Source organism: Streptomyces sp. GQ60, assembly GCF_059758875.1.
Map to the genome: position 1 here is coordinate 195,169 of NZ_JCAXEG010000003.1, position 15,915 is coordinate 211,083.

Below are 15,915 nucleotides of genomic sequence, written 5' to 3' on the forward strand. Positions count from 1 at the left end.
CATGACCACCACGGACACCACCACCACGACCACCGTGCTCGAAGCCAGCGGCGTCACCATGCGCTTCGGCGGCCTCACCGCCGTCAAGGGCGTCGACCTCAAGGTCAACGCCGGCGAGATCGTCGGCCTGATCGGCCCCAACGGCGCCGGCAAGACCACCTTCTTCAACTGCCTCACCGGGCTGTACGTCCCCACCGAGGGAACCGTCAGCTACAAGGGCACCGTCCTGCCGCCCACGCCCCACAAGGTCACCGCAGCAGGCGTCGCCCGCACCTTCCAGAACATCCGGCTCTTCCACAACATGACCGTGCTGGAAAACGTCCTCGTCGGACGCCACACCCGCACCAAGGAAGGCCTCTGGTCCGCCCTCCTGCGCGGCCCCGGCTTCAAGAAGGCCGAAGCCGCCAGCGAAGCGCGCGCCATGGAACTCCTGGAGTTCATCGGCCTGAAGCACAAGGCCGGACACCTCGCCAAGAACCTCCCCTACGGCGAACAGCGCAAGCTCGAAATCGCCCGCGCGCTGGCCAGCGACCCCGGCCTCATCCTCCTGGACGAGCCCACCGCCGGCATGAACCCGCAGGAAACCCGCGCCGCCGAAGAACTCATCTTCGCGATCCGCGACATGGGCATCGCCGTCCTCGTCATCGAGCACGACATGCGCTTCATCTTCAACCTCTGCGACCGCGTCGCCTGCCTCGTCCAGGGCGAAAAGCTCATCGAGGGCACCGCCTCCGAGGTCCAGGGCGACGAACGCGTCATCGCCGCCTACCTCGGCGAACCCTTCGAAGGCGCCCCCGGCGCGGAGGAAGTGGCCGAAGTCGAGGCCGCCGAATCCGCCGCCCCGGACGCGGACGCGGACACCGACGCGGACGCGGCTCCGGACGCGGACGCCGACGCGAACTCGGACGCCGACGCGGACGCGGACGCGGACGCGGACGCGGACGCGGACGCGGACAGCACCACCAGCACGGACACGGAAGGAGAGGCCAAGTGACCGCACTGCTCAAGGTCGAAGACCTCAAAGTCGCGTACGGCAAGATCGAAGCCGTCAAGGGCATCTCCTTCGAAGTCAACGAAGGCGAAATCGTCTGCCTCGTCGGCACCAACGGCGCCGGCAAGACGACCACCCTGCGCACCCTCTCCGGGCTCCTCAAGCCCACCGCGGGCAACATCACCTTCGACGGCAAGCCCCTGGCCGGCGTACCCGCCCACAAGATCGTCTCCATGAAGCTGGCGCACTCCCCCGAGGGACGCCACATCTTCCCCCGGCTGACGATCACCGAGAACCTCCAGCTCGGCGCCTTCCTCCGTACGGACAAAGAAGGCATCGAGAAGGACATCCAGCGCGCCTACGACCTCTTCCCCATCCTGGGAGAGCGCCGCAAGCAGGCCGCCGGAACCCTCTCGGGCGGCGAGCAGCAGATGCTCGCCATGGGCCGCGCCCTCATGTGCCAGCCCAAGCTGCTCATGCTGGACGAGCCCTCCATGGGCCTCTCCCCGCTGATGATGCAGAAGATCATGGCCACGATCGCCGAACTCAAGGCGACCGGCACCACGATCCTCCTGGTCGAGCAGAACGCCCAGGCCGCCCTCTCGCTGGCGGACACGGCCCACGTGATGGAGATCGGCAAGATCGTCCTGTCCGGCACCGGCCAGGAGCTCCTGCACAACGAGGACGTCCGCAAGGCGTACCTCGGCGAGGACTGAGCACTCCCCTCGTCGTACGAGTGAGGCCCGCCTCCGGATCCTGGATCCGGAGGCGGGCCTCACTGTTTGCCGTACTTGGGGGGGGTGCTACTCGCCCTTGCCCGCGGCGGCCTTCTTCTCCTCGGCGTCCTCGATGACGGCCTCGGCGACCTGCTGCATGGACATCCGGCGGTCCATGGAGGTCTTCTGGATCCACCGGAACGCGGCCGGCTCGGAGAGCCCGTACTGCGTCTGCAGGATGCTCTTGGCACGGTCCACGAGCTTGCGGGTCTCCAGGCGGAGCGAGAGGTCGGCGACCTCCTTCTCCAGCGCACGGAGCTCGGCGAAGCGCGACACGGCCATCTCGATGGCCGGTACGACATCGCTCTTACTGAAGGGCTTCACGAGGTACGCCATGGCCCCGGCGTCGCGGGCCCGCTCGACGAGATCGCGCTGCGAGAACGCGGTGAGCATCAGCACGGGGGCGATGGACTCCTCCGCGATCTTCTCGGCGGCGGAGATCCCGTCCAGGACGGGCATCTTCACATCGAGGATGACCAGGTCGGGACGGTGCTCCCGGGCCAGCTCGACGGCGGTCTGCCCGTCTCCGGCCTCACCTACGACGGCGTAGCCCTCTTCCTCCAGCATCTCCTTGAGGTCGAGACGGATGAGCGCCTCGTCCTCGGCGATGACGACGCGCGTCGTCAGCGGCGGAACGTGCGACTGGTCGGCGTCGGGCGTGGGCGTCGACTCGTGCTCGGCGGTCACTGCGGCTCCTCTTTGCGGGGCTGTCCTGCTTGGATGAGCCTACCTAGCAGCGGCGCAGCATGGTCACCCGGTACACTCCGACGTGCAACCTAGCCGGGTTGGCGGAATGGCAGACGCTGATGTCTCAAACACATCTGTCCGAAAGGACGTGCGGGTTCGAATCCCGCACCCGGTACTCCCCAAAGAGCGAACGTCCACTTTCGTGTGAACGTTCGCTTTTTGCTACGTACGGCTGTCGCTCGTCACTCAGAGTGGCGCCATGGAGTTCCACAGCCTAGAGATACGACAGACAGCCGTTTCCTTGCTGCGCGGCGGCACGAGAAACGCGGACGTGGCCCGTCGGCTGAACGTGCCGCTCGGCACGGTCGGCTATTGGAAGCACAAGGACCGTGCGAAGCACGGCGAATGCCCCGGAGCGCACAAGCCCGACTGCCCCCGGTGCGACGGCACCACTCTCGACGAGCAGGCCTACGCATACGCGCTGGGCCTCTACCTGGGCGACGGCTACATAAGCCACTACTCGCACCACCGCGTGCCGACCCTCGCAATCACCTGCGACGAGAAGTGGCCAGGGCTTATGGACGCTGCCGAACACGCACTGCGGCGGGTATTCCCAGGCAATCAGGTGTGCCGCCTGCGCAGGTCCGGATGCCGCGATATCAAGGTGTCCTCAAAGCACCTGGCATGCCTGTTCCCGCAGCACGGCCCGGGCAAGAAGCACGACCGACGGATCTCCCTCGAGGACTGGCAGCAGGCCATCGTCGACGCCCACCCGTGGGAATTCATCCGGGGACTGATCCACTCCGACGGGTGCCGGGTCACCAACTGGACCGTCCGCAACGGCAAGCGCTACGAGTACCCCCGATACTTCTTCACCAACAAGTCCGACGACATCCGGAAGCTCTGTACGGACACCCTCGCCAAGGTCGGCGTCCAGTGGACGATCCTCGCTCGCGGCAGCGACCCCTTCAACGTGTCCATCGCGAGGAAGGCGTCGGTCGCGCTCATGGACGCCCACATCGGGCCGAAGCACTAGCCCGGCAGGTCGCCGCTGCCGCCCAGGTTGGCGACGAGCCGCCGCAGGCCGTCGATCGTCGCCGCGTACGCCGCATCGTCGACACCCTCCCGCATCCGCGCGTGGACCTTCGCGTTGCGGTCGCGCGCCCGCACCCGGCCGGCCTCGCCCTGCTCCGTGAGGGTCAGCACGCCCTCCGACTCCATGAGCCAGCCCCGGGCCGCGAGGTCGTCGTAGAGGGCGTCGAAGTCGGTGTCCTGGTCATCGTACGGGGCAAGCTTCTCCGTCAGGGCCGCGCGCTTCCAGTGGGCCGGGGACGCGGCCACGTGGTTGAGGGTCCACCAGTGGGGCTGGGTGAGGTTTTCCTCGGCGAGGGCGGCGCGGAGGCCGCCTATGGCGAGGTTGGCGGCTTCGCGGGCCCAGTAACCGATGGGCTGGGCCGCGAGCTGGTCCTGTGTGTACGTCTTCGTCGTCGTCATGCCGGGAGGCTATGACCTCGAGTCAGCTTGAGGTCAAGGCGTGTTGGCGGGTCCGGTCACCCTCGGCCCGTGAGGCCGTGCAGGACGGTCGTCACGTGGGCTGGGGCGTCGGCCGGGTCGAGGGGGGCGTGGGCGATGAGGAGGCGGTACCAGAAGGGGCCGAAGACCAGGTCGGTGGCGTGGTCGAGATCCGTGGTGGTGGGGAGCTCCTCGCGCGTTACCGCCCGAGTCAAGAGAGTGGCAACGACCTCGCGGCGGGTGGCGACCCAGGCACGGAAGGGCTCGGCGAAGGCGGGGTCGAGCTGGGCTTCGGCCATGAGGCCGGTGAGGGCTCTGGTGCGGACGGGGTCGCGGCCGACGCGGTAGAGGTCGGTGACGAAGGCGGTGAGGTCGCCGGTGAGGGTGCCGGTGTCGGGTTCGGGGACGCGGGTGGCGGTTTCGTGGGCGTAGGCGTCCATGACGAGGGCGGGCTTGGATTTCCACCAGCGGTAGACGGTGCTCTTGGCGACGTTGGCGCGCTTGGCTACGCCTTCGATGGTGAGGGCGCCGTAGCCGTTCTCGACGAGGAGTGCGGCGGTGGCTTCGAGGACGGAGTGGTGGGCGTCTTCGTTGCGGAGGCGGCCGCCGGTGCGGGGCGGGTTGCTCGAAGAGTTGCTCGAAGGAGTGATTGACACGGCTTCACGATAGCCCTACCGTTTTATCGAAACGCGTCGTCGCGTTTTGATTGATGGCCCCGATGAGGGATACGAGGGGTGGAGCCATGGGCAGGATCGTGATCGCGCACGGGTACGGGATGAATGCCGGGGAGCACTGGTATGCGGCGACGGGTGAGGAGTTCGCCGCGGAGGGGCATGAGGTGCGGATTCCGAACTTCCCCGAGCCGTTCGCGCCGGAGGCCGGGGTGTGGCTGAAGGAGCTGGAGGCCTCGGTGGAGGGGGCGCCGGCCGGAGAGACCGTGTTGGTGGGTCACAGTCTGGGTGGGGTGAGTGTGCTGCGGCTGCTGCAAGAGCACGACACGGAGGCCGAGGGGGCGTTCGCGGGGGTGGTGTTCGTGGCGTCGATGTCCGGCGACGTGGGGTATGACGCGTTGGCGCCTTTCTTCTCGCCGGAGTTCGACTGGCAGCGGATCCGGAGGGCCGCGCGGGAGTTCCGTGTGCTGCACGCGGCGGATGACCCGGTGACCGGGGAGGCGACGGGTGAGCATGTGCTGCGGTTCGTGCGGGAGTTGGGCGCCGAGGCGCGGGTGACCGCGTCGGGCGGGCACTTTCCGAGTACGGGTGAGAGCCGCTCGGTGTTGCCCGACGCGGTGCGTCTTATACGTGAGGTGCTGTAGCCGCTTGCGGGCGGTGTCAGCGGACTGCGTCGCCGATGTGGTGGATGCGGACGAGGTTGGTGGATCCGCTGATGCCGGGGGGTGAGCCGGCGGTGATGACGACGACGTCGCCGGGTACGCAGCGGCCGATGCGCAGGAGCTCTTCTTCGACCTGGGCGACCATGGCGTCGGTGGAGTCGACGTGGGGTCCGAGGAAGGTTTCGACGCCCCAGGTGAGGTTGAGTTGGGAGCGGGTGGCGGGGTCGGGGGTGAAGGCGAGGAGGGGGATGGGTGAGCGGTAGCGGGAGAGCCGGCGGACGGTGTCTCCGCTCTGGGTGAAGGCGACGAGGAATTTCGCGCCGAGGAAGTCGCCCATTTCGGCGGCGGCGCGGGCGACTGCTCCGCCTTGGGTGCGGGGCTTGCTGCGCTCGGTGAGTGGGGGGAGGCCCTTGGCGAGGATGTCTTCTTCGGCGGCTTCGACGATGCGGGCCATGGTGCGGACGGTTTCGATGGCGTACTTGCCGACGCTGGTCTCGCCGGAGAGCATGACGGCGTCGGTGCCGTCGATGACGGCGTTGGCGACGTCGGATGCTTCGGCGCGGGTGGGCCGGGAGTTGTCGATCATCGAGTCGAGCATTTGGGTGGCGACGATGACGGGCTTGGCGTTGCGCTTGGCGAGCTTGACGGCTCGCTTCTGGACGATGGGGACCTGTTCCAGGGGCATTTCGACGCCGAGGTCTCCACGGGCGACCATGATGCCGTCGAAGGCGGCGACGATGTCGTCGATGTTTTCGACTGCCTGGGGCTTTTCGACCTTGGCGATGACGGGGAGGCGTCGGCCTTCTTCGTCCATGATGCGGTGGACGTCTTCGATGTCGCTTCCGCTGCGGACGAAGGAGAGGGCGATGATGTCGGCGCCGATGCGCAGGGCCCAGCGGAGGTCTTCGATGTCTTTTTCGGAGAGGGCGGGGACGGAGACTGCGACGCCGGGGAGGTTGAGTCCCTTGTTGTCGGAGACCATGCCGCCTTCGATGACGCGGGTGTGGACGCGGGGGCCGTCGACGGCGGTGACTTCGAGGGTGACGCGGCCGTCGTCTACGAGGATGCGTTCGCCGGTGGTGACGTCGGCGGCGAGGCCTTTGTAGGTGGTGCCGCAGGTGTGGCGGTCGCCTTCGTGGTCTTCGACGGTGATGGTGAATTCGTCGCCGCGTTCAAGGAGTACGGGACCTTCGCGGAAGCGGCCCAGGCGGATCTTCGGGCCTTGAAGGTCGGCGAGGATGCCGACGCTGCGGCCGGTTTCGTCGGAAGCCTTGCGGACGCGTTGGTAGCGGTCCTCGTGTTCGGCGTAGGTGCCGTGGCTGAGGTTGAAGCGGGCGATGTCCATTCCGGCTTCGACCAGGGCTTTGATCTGGTCGTATGAGTCGGTGGCGGGGCCCAGGGTACATACGATTTTCGCTCGGCGCATGGGGCGAGCGTATGCCCCTACCAGGGAGTAGGAAATTGGTTCCGGGTGTCCACTCAACAACCTTTGAGCAAAAGCTTGTTGACAATTGTTGAATGTGCATGGGGGTGCTCTGATGAGCACCCCCGGGCACCGATTCTTCAGGGTTTTCAGAGCCGGGGAGGGGTCATGGTGAAGCGTGCGTTCACCTGCGCGTAGACGGTCTGGCGCTGGGGTTCGAGGTCGAGCGCGGGGGCGCCCGCTTCTTCGGCGGCGCTGAAGGCCATGGTGCGCATTCCGGCGCCGGCGGTCTGGAAGGGGGTGGGGGCGTTCTCGGCTCCGAGGTCGGCGAGTTCGACGAGGGCGGCGAGTTCGGCTCCGAGGGCGGCGGCGTATTCGCGGGCGCGTTGGACGGCTTCGAGTACGGCTTGGCGGCGGGCTTCGCCGTGGGCGGGCGAGGTGGGGCGCAGGGCCCACCAGGGTCCGTCGACCTGGGTGAGTTCGAGGTCGGCGAGGCGGGTGGTGAGTTCGCCGAGGGTGGTGAAGTCGTTGAGTTCGGCGGTGAGGTGGACGCGTCCGTGGTAGGCGCGGATGCGTTCGCCGCGGCCGTGGCGGGTGAGTTCGGGGGTGATGGAGAAGGCGCCGGTTTCGAGTTTTTCGACGGGGTCGCCGTAGCTTTTGACGAGGTCGAGGACGGCGTTGTTGCGGCGGGTGAGGTCTTCGAGGGCGGTGCGCCGGTCGGTGCCGCGGGCGCTGACGGTGATTCCGATGCGGGCGATCTCGGGGTCGACTTCGAGGGTGGCTTCGCCGCGGACGGCGACGCGTGGGACTTCGGGGGTTCCGTAGGGCTGGTGCGATGCGTCCTGGGTCATGGATTCACTCTCGCACTGCTGCTCGTACGGGGGCGGTCATCGGATCGAAACCTGGTGGGGGTGTTGCGGCTTGTTGCGGCTGGGTCAGAATCTACGCGCGTTACCTGTCTACACGCGTACCTCACAAGGGGAGATGGCATGGCGTTCGACCGTAGGACATTTTTGGGCACTTCGGCTGCGACGGGTGCGGCTGTGGCGTTGGCGGGGGCCGCGAGCACCCCGGCCGTCGCGGCTGAGGCCGTGGCCGGCGGCGCTTCGGCCGCGGGGGCGAAGACGTACGCGTTCACGGTGATGGGGACGACGGACCTGCACGGGAACGTCTTCAACTGGGACTACTTCACGGACAAGGAGTTCGACGACAAGGCGCACAACGACGTCGGTCTGGCCAAGATCTCGACGCTGGTGAACCAGGTGCGGGCGGAGAAGGGGCGGCGCAACACGCTGCTGATCGATGCCGGTGACACCATTCAGGGGACGCAGCTTTCGTACTACTACGCGAAGGTGGATCCGATCACGGCGCGGCGTGGTCCGGTGCATCCGATGGCGCAGGCGATGAACGCGATGGGGTATGACGCGGCGGCGCTGGGGAACCACGAGTTCAATTACGGCATTCCGGTGTTGCGGAAGTTCGAGGAGCAGTGCGAGTTCCCGTTGCTGGGGGCGAACGCGCTGGATGCGAAGACGTTGCGGCCGGCGTTCCCGCCGTACAGCATGCACCGGCTGCGTACTCCGCACGGGCGGGATGTGAAGGTGGCGGTGCTGGGTCTGACGAATCCGGGGATCGCGATCTGGGACAAGGCGAACGTGCAGGGGAAGATGACGTTCCCGGGTCTTGAGGAGCAGGCCGCGAAGTACGTGCCGCGGCTGCGGTCGCTGGGTGCGGACGTGGTGATCGTGTCGGCGCATTCGGGTTCGAGTGGCACGTCGAGCTACGGGGACCAGTTGCCGCACATCGAGAACGCGGCGGGCCTGGTGGCGGAGCAGGTGCCGGGGATCGACGCGATCCTGGTGGGGCACGCGCATACGGAGATCCCGGAGTACCGGGTGCGGAACAAGGCGACGGGCAAGGACGTGGTGTTGTCCGAGCCGTTGAAGTGGGGTCAGCGGCTGACGTTGTTCGACTTCGAGCTGACGTGGGCGAGGGGCTGCTGGTCGGTGGCGAAGGTGTCGGCGCGGGTGCTGAACTCGAACACGGTGGTGGAGGACCCGGAGATCGTGGGGCTGCTGTCGGACGAGCACCGCAAGGTCGTGGCGTATGTGAACCAGGTGATCGGTACGTCGATGCAGGCGATGTCCGCGGTGGAGGGGCCGGTCAAGGACGTGGCGATCATCGATCTGATCAACCATGTGCAGGCGGAGACGGTGCGGGGTGCGCTGGCGGGTTCGGAGTGGGGTGCGCTGCCGGTGCTGTCGCAGGCTTCGTGTTTCTCGCGGACGGCTGCGATTCCGGCCGGGGAGGTGACGATCAGGGATGCGGCGGGTCTGTATCCGTTCGAGAACACGCTGGAGGCGCGGCTGCTGACGGGTGCGCAGGTCAAGGAGTATCTGGAGTATTCGGCGAAGTACTACGTGCGGACGGCTCCCGGTGAGGTGGTGGATCCGGCGAAGCTGACGAACGCGGACGGCATTCCGGACTACAACTACGACGCCGTGTACGGGTTGACGTACGACATCGACATCTCCGAGCCGGTGGGTTCGCGGATTTCGGGGCTGTCGTTCCAGGGGAAGCCGGTGGATCCGGCGGCGCAGTTCGTGCTGGCGGTGAACAACTACCGGGCTGCGGGTGGCGGCAACTTCCCGCACGTGCCGCAGTCCAAGCAGCTGTGGGCGAACTCGGATGAAATACGCAACACGATCATCCAGTGGGTGAAGGCGAAGGGGACGGTGGACCCGGCGCAGTTCGCGTCCGTGGACTGGCGGCTGACCCGAGCCGGGGTACCGGTCTTCTAAAGCATCGTCTTCTGAACGTTTCTTCTTACGGTTGCTCGACCAGTGGGAGCAGTTCGCCGGCGGGTTGGGGCCGGGTGTGTTCCCGCTGTTCGAGGCCGAAGGTGGTGAAGGCGGTGCGGGTGGGCTGGGGGTAGGGCTCTTTGCCCGTCAGGGTGTTCAGGATGGCGGCGCTGCGCCAGGCGGCGAGGCCGAGGTCGGGGGCTCCGACGCCGTGGGTGTGGCGTTCGCCGTTCTGGACGAAGACGCTGCCGGTGACGGCCGGGTCGGTGAGCATGCGGTAGCGGTCGTCGATGCGGGGGCGGCCGGAGGAGTCCTTGCGCAGGTAGGGGTCGAGTCCGGCGAGGAGGCGGCCGAGGGGGCGTTCGCGGTAGCCGGTGGCGAGGACGACGGCGTCGGTGGTGAGGCGGGAGCGGCTGCCCTGGTCCACGTGTTCGAGGTGGAGTTCGACCTTCGTGGTGGCGACGCGGCCGGCGGTGCGGACGCTGACTCCGGGAGTGAGGACGGCGTCGGGCCACCCTCCGTCGAGGGTGCGGCGGTAGAGCTCCTCGTGGATGGCGGCGATGGTGGCGGCGTCGATGCCCTTGTGGAGTTGCCACTGGGCGGGGACGAGGCGGTCGCGGACCGGTTCGGGGAGGGAGTGGAAGTAGCGGGTGTAGTCGGGGGTGAAGTGTTCCAGGCCGAGCTTGGAGTACTCCATGGGGGCGAAGGAGGGGGTGCGGGCGAGCCAGGTGAGGCGTTCGCGGCCGGCGGGGCGGGAGCGGAGCAGGTCGAGGAAGACCTCGGCTCCGGACTGGCCCGATCCGATGACGGTGACGTGGTCGGCGCCGAGGATGCGCTGCCGGTTGTCGAGGTACTCGGAGGAGTGGATCACCGGGACGGTGGGGGCTTCGGCGAGGGGGCGCAGTGGTTCGGGGACGTAGGGGGCGGTCCCGATGCCGAGGGCGAGGTTGCGGGTGTAGGTGCGGCCGAGGGCTTCGGCTTCGCCGTCGGCGTCGACTTGGGTGAAGTCGACTTCGAAGAGGTCGCGTTCGGGGTTCCAGCGGACGGCGTCGACTTGGTGGCCGAAGTGGAGTCCGGGCAGGCGACCGGCGACCCAGCGGCAGTAGGCGTCGTATTCGGCGCGCTGGATGTGGAAGTTCTCGGCGAAGTAGAAGGGGAAGAGTCGTTCCTTGTGCTTGAGGTAGTTGAGGAACGACCAGGGGCTGGTGGGGTCGGCGAGGGTGACGAGGTCGGCGAGGAAGGGGACTTGGAGGGTGGCTCCGTCGATGAGGAGTCCGGGGTGCCAGCGGAAGTCGCGGCGCTGGTCGTAGAAGGCGGTGGCGAGTTCTCCGGCGCCTTGCTGGGGCAGGCCGTGGGCTAGGGCCGCGAGGGAGAGATTGAAGGGGCCGATGCCGATTCCGACGAGGTCGTGGGGTGCATCGAGCTGGGCGGTCATCGGTGGGTGCTGCCTTCCAGGAGGTTCACGAGGGCGTCCAGGTCCCCCGCCGTGGTGTGGGGGTTGAGCAGGGTGGCCTTGAGCCAGAGGCGGCCGTCGGCGGTGGCCCGGCCCAGTACGGCGGTGCCGTCGAGGAGGAGGGTGCGGCGCAGGGTGGCGATTGCGGTGTCGTCGGCGTGGGTGGGCCGGAACAGGACCGTGCTGATGGTGGGCGCGGCGTGGACTTCGAAGGCGGGGTGTGCTTCGAGGAGCCGGGCGAGGTGTTCCGCGAGGGCGCAGGTGCGGTCGATGAGGTGGGTGAGGCCGTCTCGGCCGAGTGAGCGCAGGGTGGCGGCGATCTTGAGGGCGTCTGCGCGGCGGGTGGTGCGCAGGGAGCGGCCGAGGAGGTCGGGCAGTCCGGCTCGGGTGTCGTCGGGGGCGTTGAGGTAGTCGGCCTGGTGGGTGAGGGGGGCCAGGAGGGTGGTGTCGGGGACGGTGAGGAGTCCGGCGGCGATGGGTTGCCAGCCGAGTTTGTGCAGGTCGATGGTGATCGACCGGGCGCGGTGCAGGCCGGCGAGTTTGGGGCGGTGGCGGGGGCTGAGGTGGAGGAGTCCGCCGTAGGAGGCGTCGATGTGGAGGTCGGCGCCGTGCTGTTCGCAGAGGTTGGCGAGGGCGTCGAGGGGGTCGATGAGGCCGGCGTCGGTGGTGCCTGCGGTGGCGGTGACGAGGGCGGGGCCGGTGGTGGTGGCGAGGGCCTCGGCGAGGGTGGCGGGGGTGAGGGTTCCGGTGGGAGTGGGGAGGCTGCGGGCGGGGGGCAGGCCGAGGAGCCAGGCGGCGCGCGGGATGGAGTGGTGGGCGTTGGCGCCGTGCAGGACGGTGAGGTGGGGGCCGTGGCGTTCGCGGGCGAGGAGGAGGGCGAGGTGGTTGGCTTCGGTGCCGCCGGTGGTGAGGACGGCGTCGGGGTGGGGGGTGTCGTGGAACTCCGCGGCGAGGGTGCGGGTGAGGAGGGTTTCGAGGGCGGAGGCGGCGGGGGCCTGGTCCCAGGAGTCGAGGGAGGCGTTGAGGGCGCTGGCGGCGAGGTCGGCGGCGGCCGCGACGGCGAGGGGCGGGCAGTGCAGGTGGGCTGCGCAGAGGGGGTCTGCGGGGTCGGCCGCGCCGGCGGTGAGGGTGTGGACGAGGGTCCGTAGTGCTTCGTGATCGCCGTGGCCGTGGTCGGGGAGGACGTCGCCGAGTGCGGCGGTGACGCGGGCGGTGACGGCTTCGGGTCCGCCGGCGGGGAGGGGGCCGCCGCGGGCGTGGGCTCCGGTGCGCAGGGCGTCGAGGACGGTGGCGAGGAGTGGTTGCAGGGCGTCGGGGCCGTGGGGTCCGCCGGCGAGCGGGGCGGCGCCGCGTCTGCCTGTGCCGGGGGGCGCTGTCATGCGGTTGTCCTCACGGGAACGGTTCGGCGGCGGGTGGTACCGCTCTGCTGGGTCGGGGACCCGGGGGGTACAACGATCCGACCCGAATGGGGTAACCGCCCGGGTTTATGAGTGGTTGATTTCAGGCCGTCGGGATGGCCTGGAGAGAACACTTCGAGCGGAGACCGACGTCGTTCCGCTGCCTGCCGCCGCACCCGCACCCCCTGCTTCCGGCGGCCGGTTACCCAACGACGCAGCCCCGCGCCGGAACGGCGGAGGCCGGCGTACGCCTCCTCGCGCCTGCCCGTCCACGCGGGTTCGGGGCCGCGCACCCCGCTGCTGCCTGCGGGGCTGCCTGCGGGGCTGTCGACGCGTGGGGTCGACGAGGGCGTGGATCCGCCGACGTCCGGGTCGTTGGCCCGGGGGCGCAGGCGGGGTGGTGGGGCGTCAGCGGCCTGAGAGCGCGCGCAGAGGGCGGCAGGCCTGAGGTGCCCGTCCCTGGCGGCCCGTCCCGGCGCGACGGGCCCGACCCCCGCGGATCCGAGGTCCGGGCAGGAGCCGGGCGGGGCCGAGCCGGGCGATGCCTGGCCGAGCCGGCGGGGCCGGGCGAGCCGGGCAGGGCCGGGCGGGGCGGGGCGGGGCGGGCAGGGCCGGGCGGGGCGGGGCGGGGCGGGCAGGGCCGGGCGGGGCGGGGCGGGCAGGGCGGTGCCTGGCCGGGCGGGGCCGGGCGAGACGGCGAGACGGAGCCTGGCGGTGCCTGTCCGAGTCGAGCGGGCCGAGGCGGGCGATGCCGCCCCGGCCCCGCCGGGCGGGCCGGGCGGGCCGGGCGGACCCGGCAGGCCCGGCAGGCCCGGCAGGCCCGGCAGGCCCGGCAGGCCCGGCAGGCCCGGCAGGCCCGGCAGGCCCGGCAGGCCCGGCAGGCCCGGCAGGCCCGGCAGGCCCGGCAGGGCCCGGCAGGGCCCGGCAGGGCCCGGCAGGGCCCGGCAGGGCCCGGGCGGCATTGCGTCAGTGATCGCGCCCGGGGTCTCGGCCGGGTCGTGGGGTTAGGGGCGGGCGCGGAGGGCGCGGGACAGGTCGTCGAGGTGGTCGACGAGTTTGCGGTGGAGGAGCGGCGTGATGTCGGGGGCGGTCAGGGCGGCGTGGCCGGCCTGGAGGTTGGCTTCGGTGATCTCGTGGCCGGGGAGGGCCCAGCGGCCTGCCGCGTCGGCGATGGCGGGGCCGCGGCGGGCGGCGAGTGCGACGGCTTCGGGGTAGGCCCGGGGTACGTACTCCCGTACCAGGTCGGCCTGTTCGGGCTGCCAGAAGCCTTGGGCGGTGGCGGTGAAGAGGTAGTTGGAGAGGGAGTCGTCGTGGAAGAGGCGCTCCCAGGCGGCGGCCTTGGCCTCGGCGGTCGGGAGGGCGGCCCGGCAGCGGGCGGCGCCTTCGCGGCCGGTGGCGCTGGGGTCGGCGGTGAGCGCTTCCTCGATCTCGGCTTCGCCGGCCGCCCCGAGGACGGACAGCCGGGCGAGGATGCGCCAGCGCAGTTCGGGGTCGAGTGCGGGGCCGCCGGGGACGGTGCCGTCGGCGAGCCAGCCGGCGATGGTGTCGGGCTGGGTGGCGCTGTCGACGAGGGCGCGGACGGCGACGAGCCGCAGGCCGGGGTCGGAGCCGTCCTCGGTGCGCCGCAGCAGGTCGCGGGCGATGGCGGTGAGGGTGGTGAGGGCGTCGCCGCGGCGGTCGGGGGTGAGGTAGCGGTCGGCGATCTGGGCGCGGGTGAAGCTGAGGACGCCTTGGACGATCGCGAGGTCGGTTTCCTCGGGTACGTGGGCTGCGGCGGTCGCCAGGTAGTCGGCGGCGGCCAGTTCGCCGTCGCGGACCATGTCGCGCAGGGAGTTCCAGACGACGGCGCGGGTGAGCGGGTCGGGGATGCGGGAGATGCCGCGCAGGGCCGTTTCGAGTGAGGTCGGGTCGAGGCGGACCTTGGCGTAGGTGAGGTCTCCGTCGTTGAGGACGAGGAGGGCGGGGCGCGGGCCGCTCACGGAGAGGACCTCGTCGGTGGGGACGTCGAGGGCGAGGACCTCGCGGGGTTCGATGGCGCCGTCCGGGGCGCGGTCGTAGAGGCCGGCGGCGATGTGGTGGGGGCGGTTGCCGGTGCGGTCGACGGTGAGGGTCCAGCCGCCGTGGCTTTCTTCGAGGCGGGGGGTGAGGGTGTCGACTCCGGTGGTGCGCAGCCAGGTCTCGGCCCAGGTGTGGACGTCTCGGTCGGTGTGGGCGGCGAGGGAGTCGACGAAGTCGGCGAGGGAGGCGTTGGCGAACTTGTGGCGGGCGAAGTGGGTGTTGATGCCGGCCAGGAAGTCCTTCTCGCCGAGCCAGGCGACGAGTTGGCGCAGGGCGGACGCGCCCTTGGCGTAGGAGATGCCGTCGAAGTTGAGGAGGGCGGAGGCGGTGTCGGGGACGGAGGCGGCGTCCGGGGCGACGGGGTGGGTGGAGGGGCGCTGGTCGGCGTCGTAGCCCCAGGGTTTGCGTTCCATGCCGAAGCCGGTCCAGGTCTCGGTGAAGCGGGTGGCTTCGATGAGGGTCTGGTAGCCCATGAATTCGGCGAAGGATTCGTTCAGCCAGATGTCGTCCCACCAGTTGAGGGTGACGAGGTCGCCGAACCACATGTGGGCCATCTCGTGCGCGATGGTCACGGCGCGGCGCTGGCGTTCGGCGTCGGTGACGGCGGAGCGGAAGACGTAGTCGTCGCGGAAGGTGACGAGTCCGGGGTTCTCCATGGCGCCGGCGTTGAACTCGGGTACGAAGGCCTGGTCGTAGGAGTCGAAGGGGTAGGGCTCGGTGAACTTCTCGTGGAAGCGGTCGTAGCAGGCGGTGGTGAGGTCGAGGATCTCCTGCGCGTCGGCGTCGAGGTGGGGGGCGAGGGAGCGGCGGCAGTGGATGCCGAAGGGGAGCCCTGCGTGTTCGGTGCGGACGCTGTGCCAGGGGCCGGCGGCGACGGCGGCGAGGTAGGTGGAGATGACGGGGGTGGGGGCGGAGCGCCAGATGCCCGCCTCGGAGGCGGATCCGTCGCCCGAGCCGGCGCCGCTGTCGCCGAGGCGTTCGCCGATGCGGGAGGTGATGCCGTTGGCGAGGACGGTCCAGTGCGGCGGGGCGGTGACGGTGAACTCGAACACGGCCTTGAGGTCGGGCTGGTCGAAGGCCGGGAAGACGCGCTGGACGTCGTCGAGGAACATCTGGGTGTAGACGTACGTCTCCCCGTCCGCGGGGTCGGTGAAGCGGTGGAGGCCTTCGCCGGTGCGGGAGTAGCGCATGCGGGCGGCGATGCGGAGCTCGTGGGGGCCTTCGGCGAGGCCGGTGAGGGGGAGGCGGCCGTCGGTGAGGGAGGCCGGGTCCAGGGGGTGTCCGTCGAGGGCGGCGGAGCGCAGTTCGGCCGGTTTCAGCTCGACGAAGGTGTCGCCGGCGGCGCGGGCGGTGAACCGGATGACGGTGCGGGACTCGAAGGTCTCGTCGCCGGTGGTGAGGTCGAGGTCGACCTCGTACTGCCGGACGTCGAGGAGCCGGGCTCGGAGCTGCGCTTCGTTGCGCGTCAGTGCGGACATGGGCCC

Annotated in this window: 13 protein-coding genes and 1 tRNA gene; 6 read left to right on the plus strand and 8 right to left on the minus strand. The window is 69.9% G+C overall.

Translation table 11 applies throughout. From position 1 onward, the window contains the following. The first annotated feature begins 1 nt into the window (after nt 1). Complete coding sequence (locus tag AC6CKD_RS09535) at nt 2–994, plus strand: ABC transporter ATP-binding protein (RefSeq protein WP_498326940.1); 993 nt, start codon at nt 2–4, stop codon at nt 992–994. Further along, nucleotides 991–1,707: an ABC transporter ATP-binding protein gene (locus AC6CKD_RS09540; protein WP_385379383.1), complete on the plus strand. Its 717-nt coding sequence runs from the start codon at nt 991–993 to the stop codon at nt 1,705–1,707. Before AC6CKD_RS09535 ends, AC6CKD_RS09540 begins: the two co-directional genes overlap by 4 nt. Nucleotides 1,708–1,794: 87 nt before the next feature. Here AC6CKD_RS09540 and AC6CKD_RS09545 read toward each other — a convergent pair whose 3' ends face one another. Beyond that, on the minus strand, nt 1,795–2,454 hold the full coding sequence (locus tag AC6CKD_RS09545) for an ANTAR domain-containing response regulator (protein WP_250744985.1): 660 nt from the start codon (nt 2,452–2,454) through the stop codon (nt 1,795–1,797). A 92-nt stretch (nt 2,455–2,546) separates the two neighbouring features. On the opposite strand from AC6CKD_RS09545, the gene AC6CKD_RS09550 reads away from it, so the two are divergent. Further along, nucleotides 2,547–2,629, plus strand: a tRNA-Leu gene (locus AC6CKD_RS09550). An 84-nt stretch (nt 2,630–2,713) separates the two neighbouring features. Next, a complete protein-coding gene (locus tag AC6CKD_RS09555) occupies nt 2,714–3,490 on the plus strand; it encodes a transposase (RefSeq protein ID WP_498326498.1) in 777 nt (258 codons plus the stop codon). Here AC6CKD_RS09555 and AC6CKD_RS09560 read toward each other — a convergent pair. After that, a complete protein-coding gene (locus AC6CKD_RS09560) occupies nt 3,487–3,948 on the minus strand; it encodes a winged helix DNA-binding protein (RefSeq protein WP_498326499.1) in 462 nt (153 codons plus the stop codon). The genes AC6CKD_RS09555 and AC6CKD_RS09560 overlap by 4 nt on opposite strands. Before the next feature lie 56 nt (nt 3,949–4,004). After that, entirely contained in the window at nt 4,005–4,622 is a 618-nt protein-coding gene (locus tag AC6CKD_RS09565; RefSeq protein ID WP_498326501.1) for a TetR/AcrR family transcriptional regulator, read from the minus strand. Between the two features lie 86 nt (nt 4,623–4,708). Between AC6CKD_RS09565 and AC6CKD_RS09570 the strand changes: the two genes are divergently transcribed. After that, a complete protein-coding gene (locus tag AC6CKD_RS09570; RefSeq protein ID WP_498326502.1) occupies nt 4,709–5,281 on the plus strand; it encodes an RBBP9/YdeN family alpha/beta hydrolase in 573 nt (190 codons plus the stop codon). A gap of 16 nt (nt 5,282–5,297) precedes the next feature. Here AC6CKD_RS09570 and pyk read toward each other — a convergent pair whose 3' ends face one another. Then, entirely contained in the window at nt 5,298–6,725 is a 1,428-nt protein-coding gene (pyk, locus tag AC6CKD_RS09575) for a pyruvate kinase (RefSeq protein ID WP_498326503.1), read from the minus strand. A gap of 146 nt (nt 6,726–6,871) precedes the next feature. Next, nucleotides 6,872–7,573: an SIMPL domain-containing protein gene (locus tag AC6CKD_RS09580; RefSeq protein ID WP_498326504.1), complete on the minus strand. Its 702-nt coding sequence runs from the start codon at nt 7,571–7,573 to the stop codon at nt 6,872–6,874. Between the two features lie 138 nt (nt 7,574–7,711). Here AC6CKD_RS09580 and AC6CKD_RS09585 point away from each other — a divergent pair, with 138 nt between their 5' ends. Beyond that, nucleotides 7,712–9,523: a bifunctional metallophosphatase/5'-nucleotidase gene (locus tag AC6CKD_RS09585; RefSeq protein ID WP_498326506.1), complete on the plus strand. Its 1,812-nt coding sequence runs from the start codon at nt 7,712–7,714 to the stop codon at nt 9,521–9,523. A gap of 25 nt (nt 9,524–9,548) precedes the next feature. Here AC6CKD_RS09585 and AC6CKD_RS09590 read toward each other — a convergent pair whose 3' ends face one another. The 3 genes from AC6CKD_RS09590 to pepN form a co-directional block, all read right to left on the minus strand. Next, on the minus strand, nt 9,549–10,958 hold the full coding sequence (locus AC6CKD_RS09590; RefSeq protein WP_498326507.1) for a lysine N(6)-hydroxylase/L-ornithine N(5)-oxygenase family protein: 1,410 nt from the start codon (nt 10,956–10,958) through the stop codon (nt 9,549–9,551). Next, nucleotides 10,955–12,355: a pyridoxal phosphate-dependent decarboxylase family protein gene (locus AC6CKD_RS09595; RefSeq protein ID WP_498326508.1), complete on the minus strand. Its 1,401-nt coding sequence runs from the start codon at nt 12,353–12,355 to the stop codon at nt 10,955–10,957. The genes AC6CKD_RS09590 and AC6CKD_RS09595 overlap by 4 nt, the downstream gene beginning before the upstream one ends. Nucleotides 12,356–13,377: 1,022 nt before the next feature. Next, nucleotides 13,378–15,909 carry an aminopeptidase N gene (gene pepN / locus AC6CKD_RS09600; RefSeq protein ID WP_498326509.1) on the minus strand — a complete coding sequence of 844 codons (2,532 nt, stop codon included), beginning with the start codon at nt 15,907–15,909 and terminating at the stop codon, nt 13,378–13,380. Between the last annotated feature and the right edge of the window lie 6 nt (nt 15,910–15,915).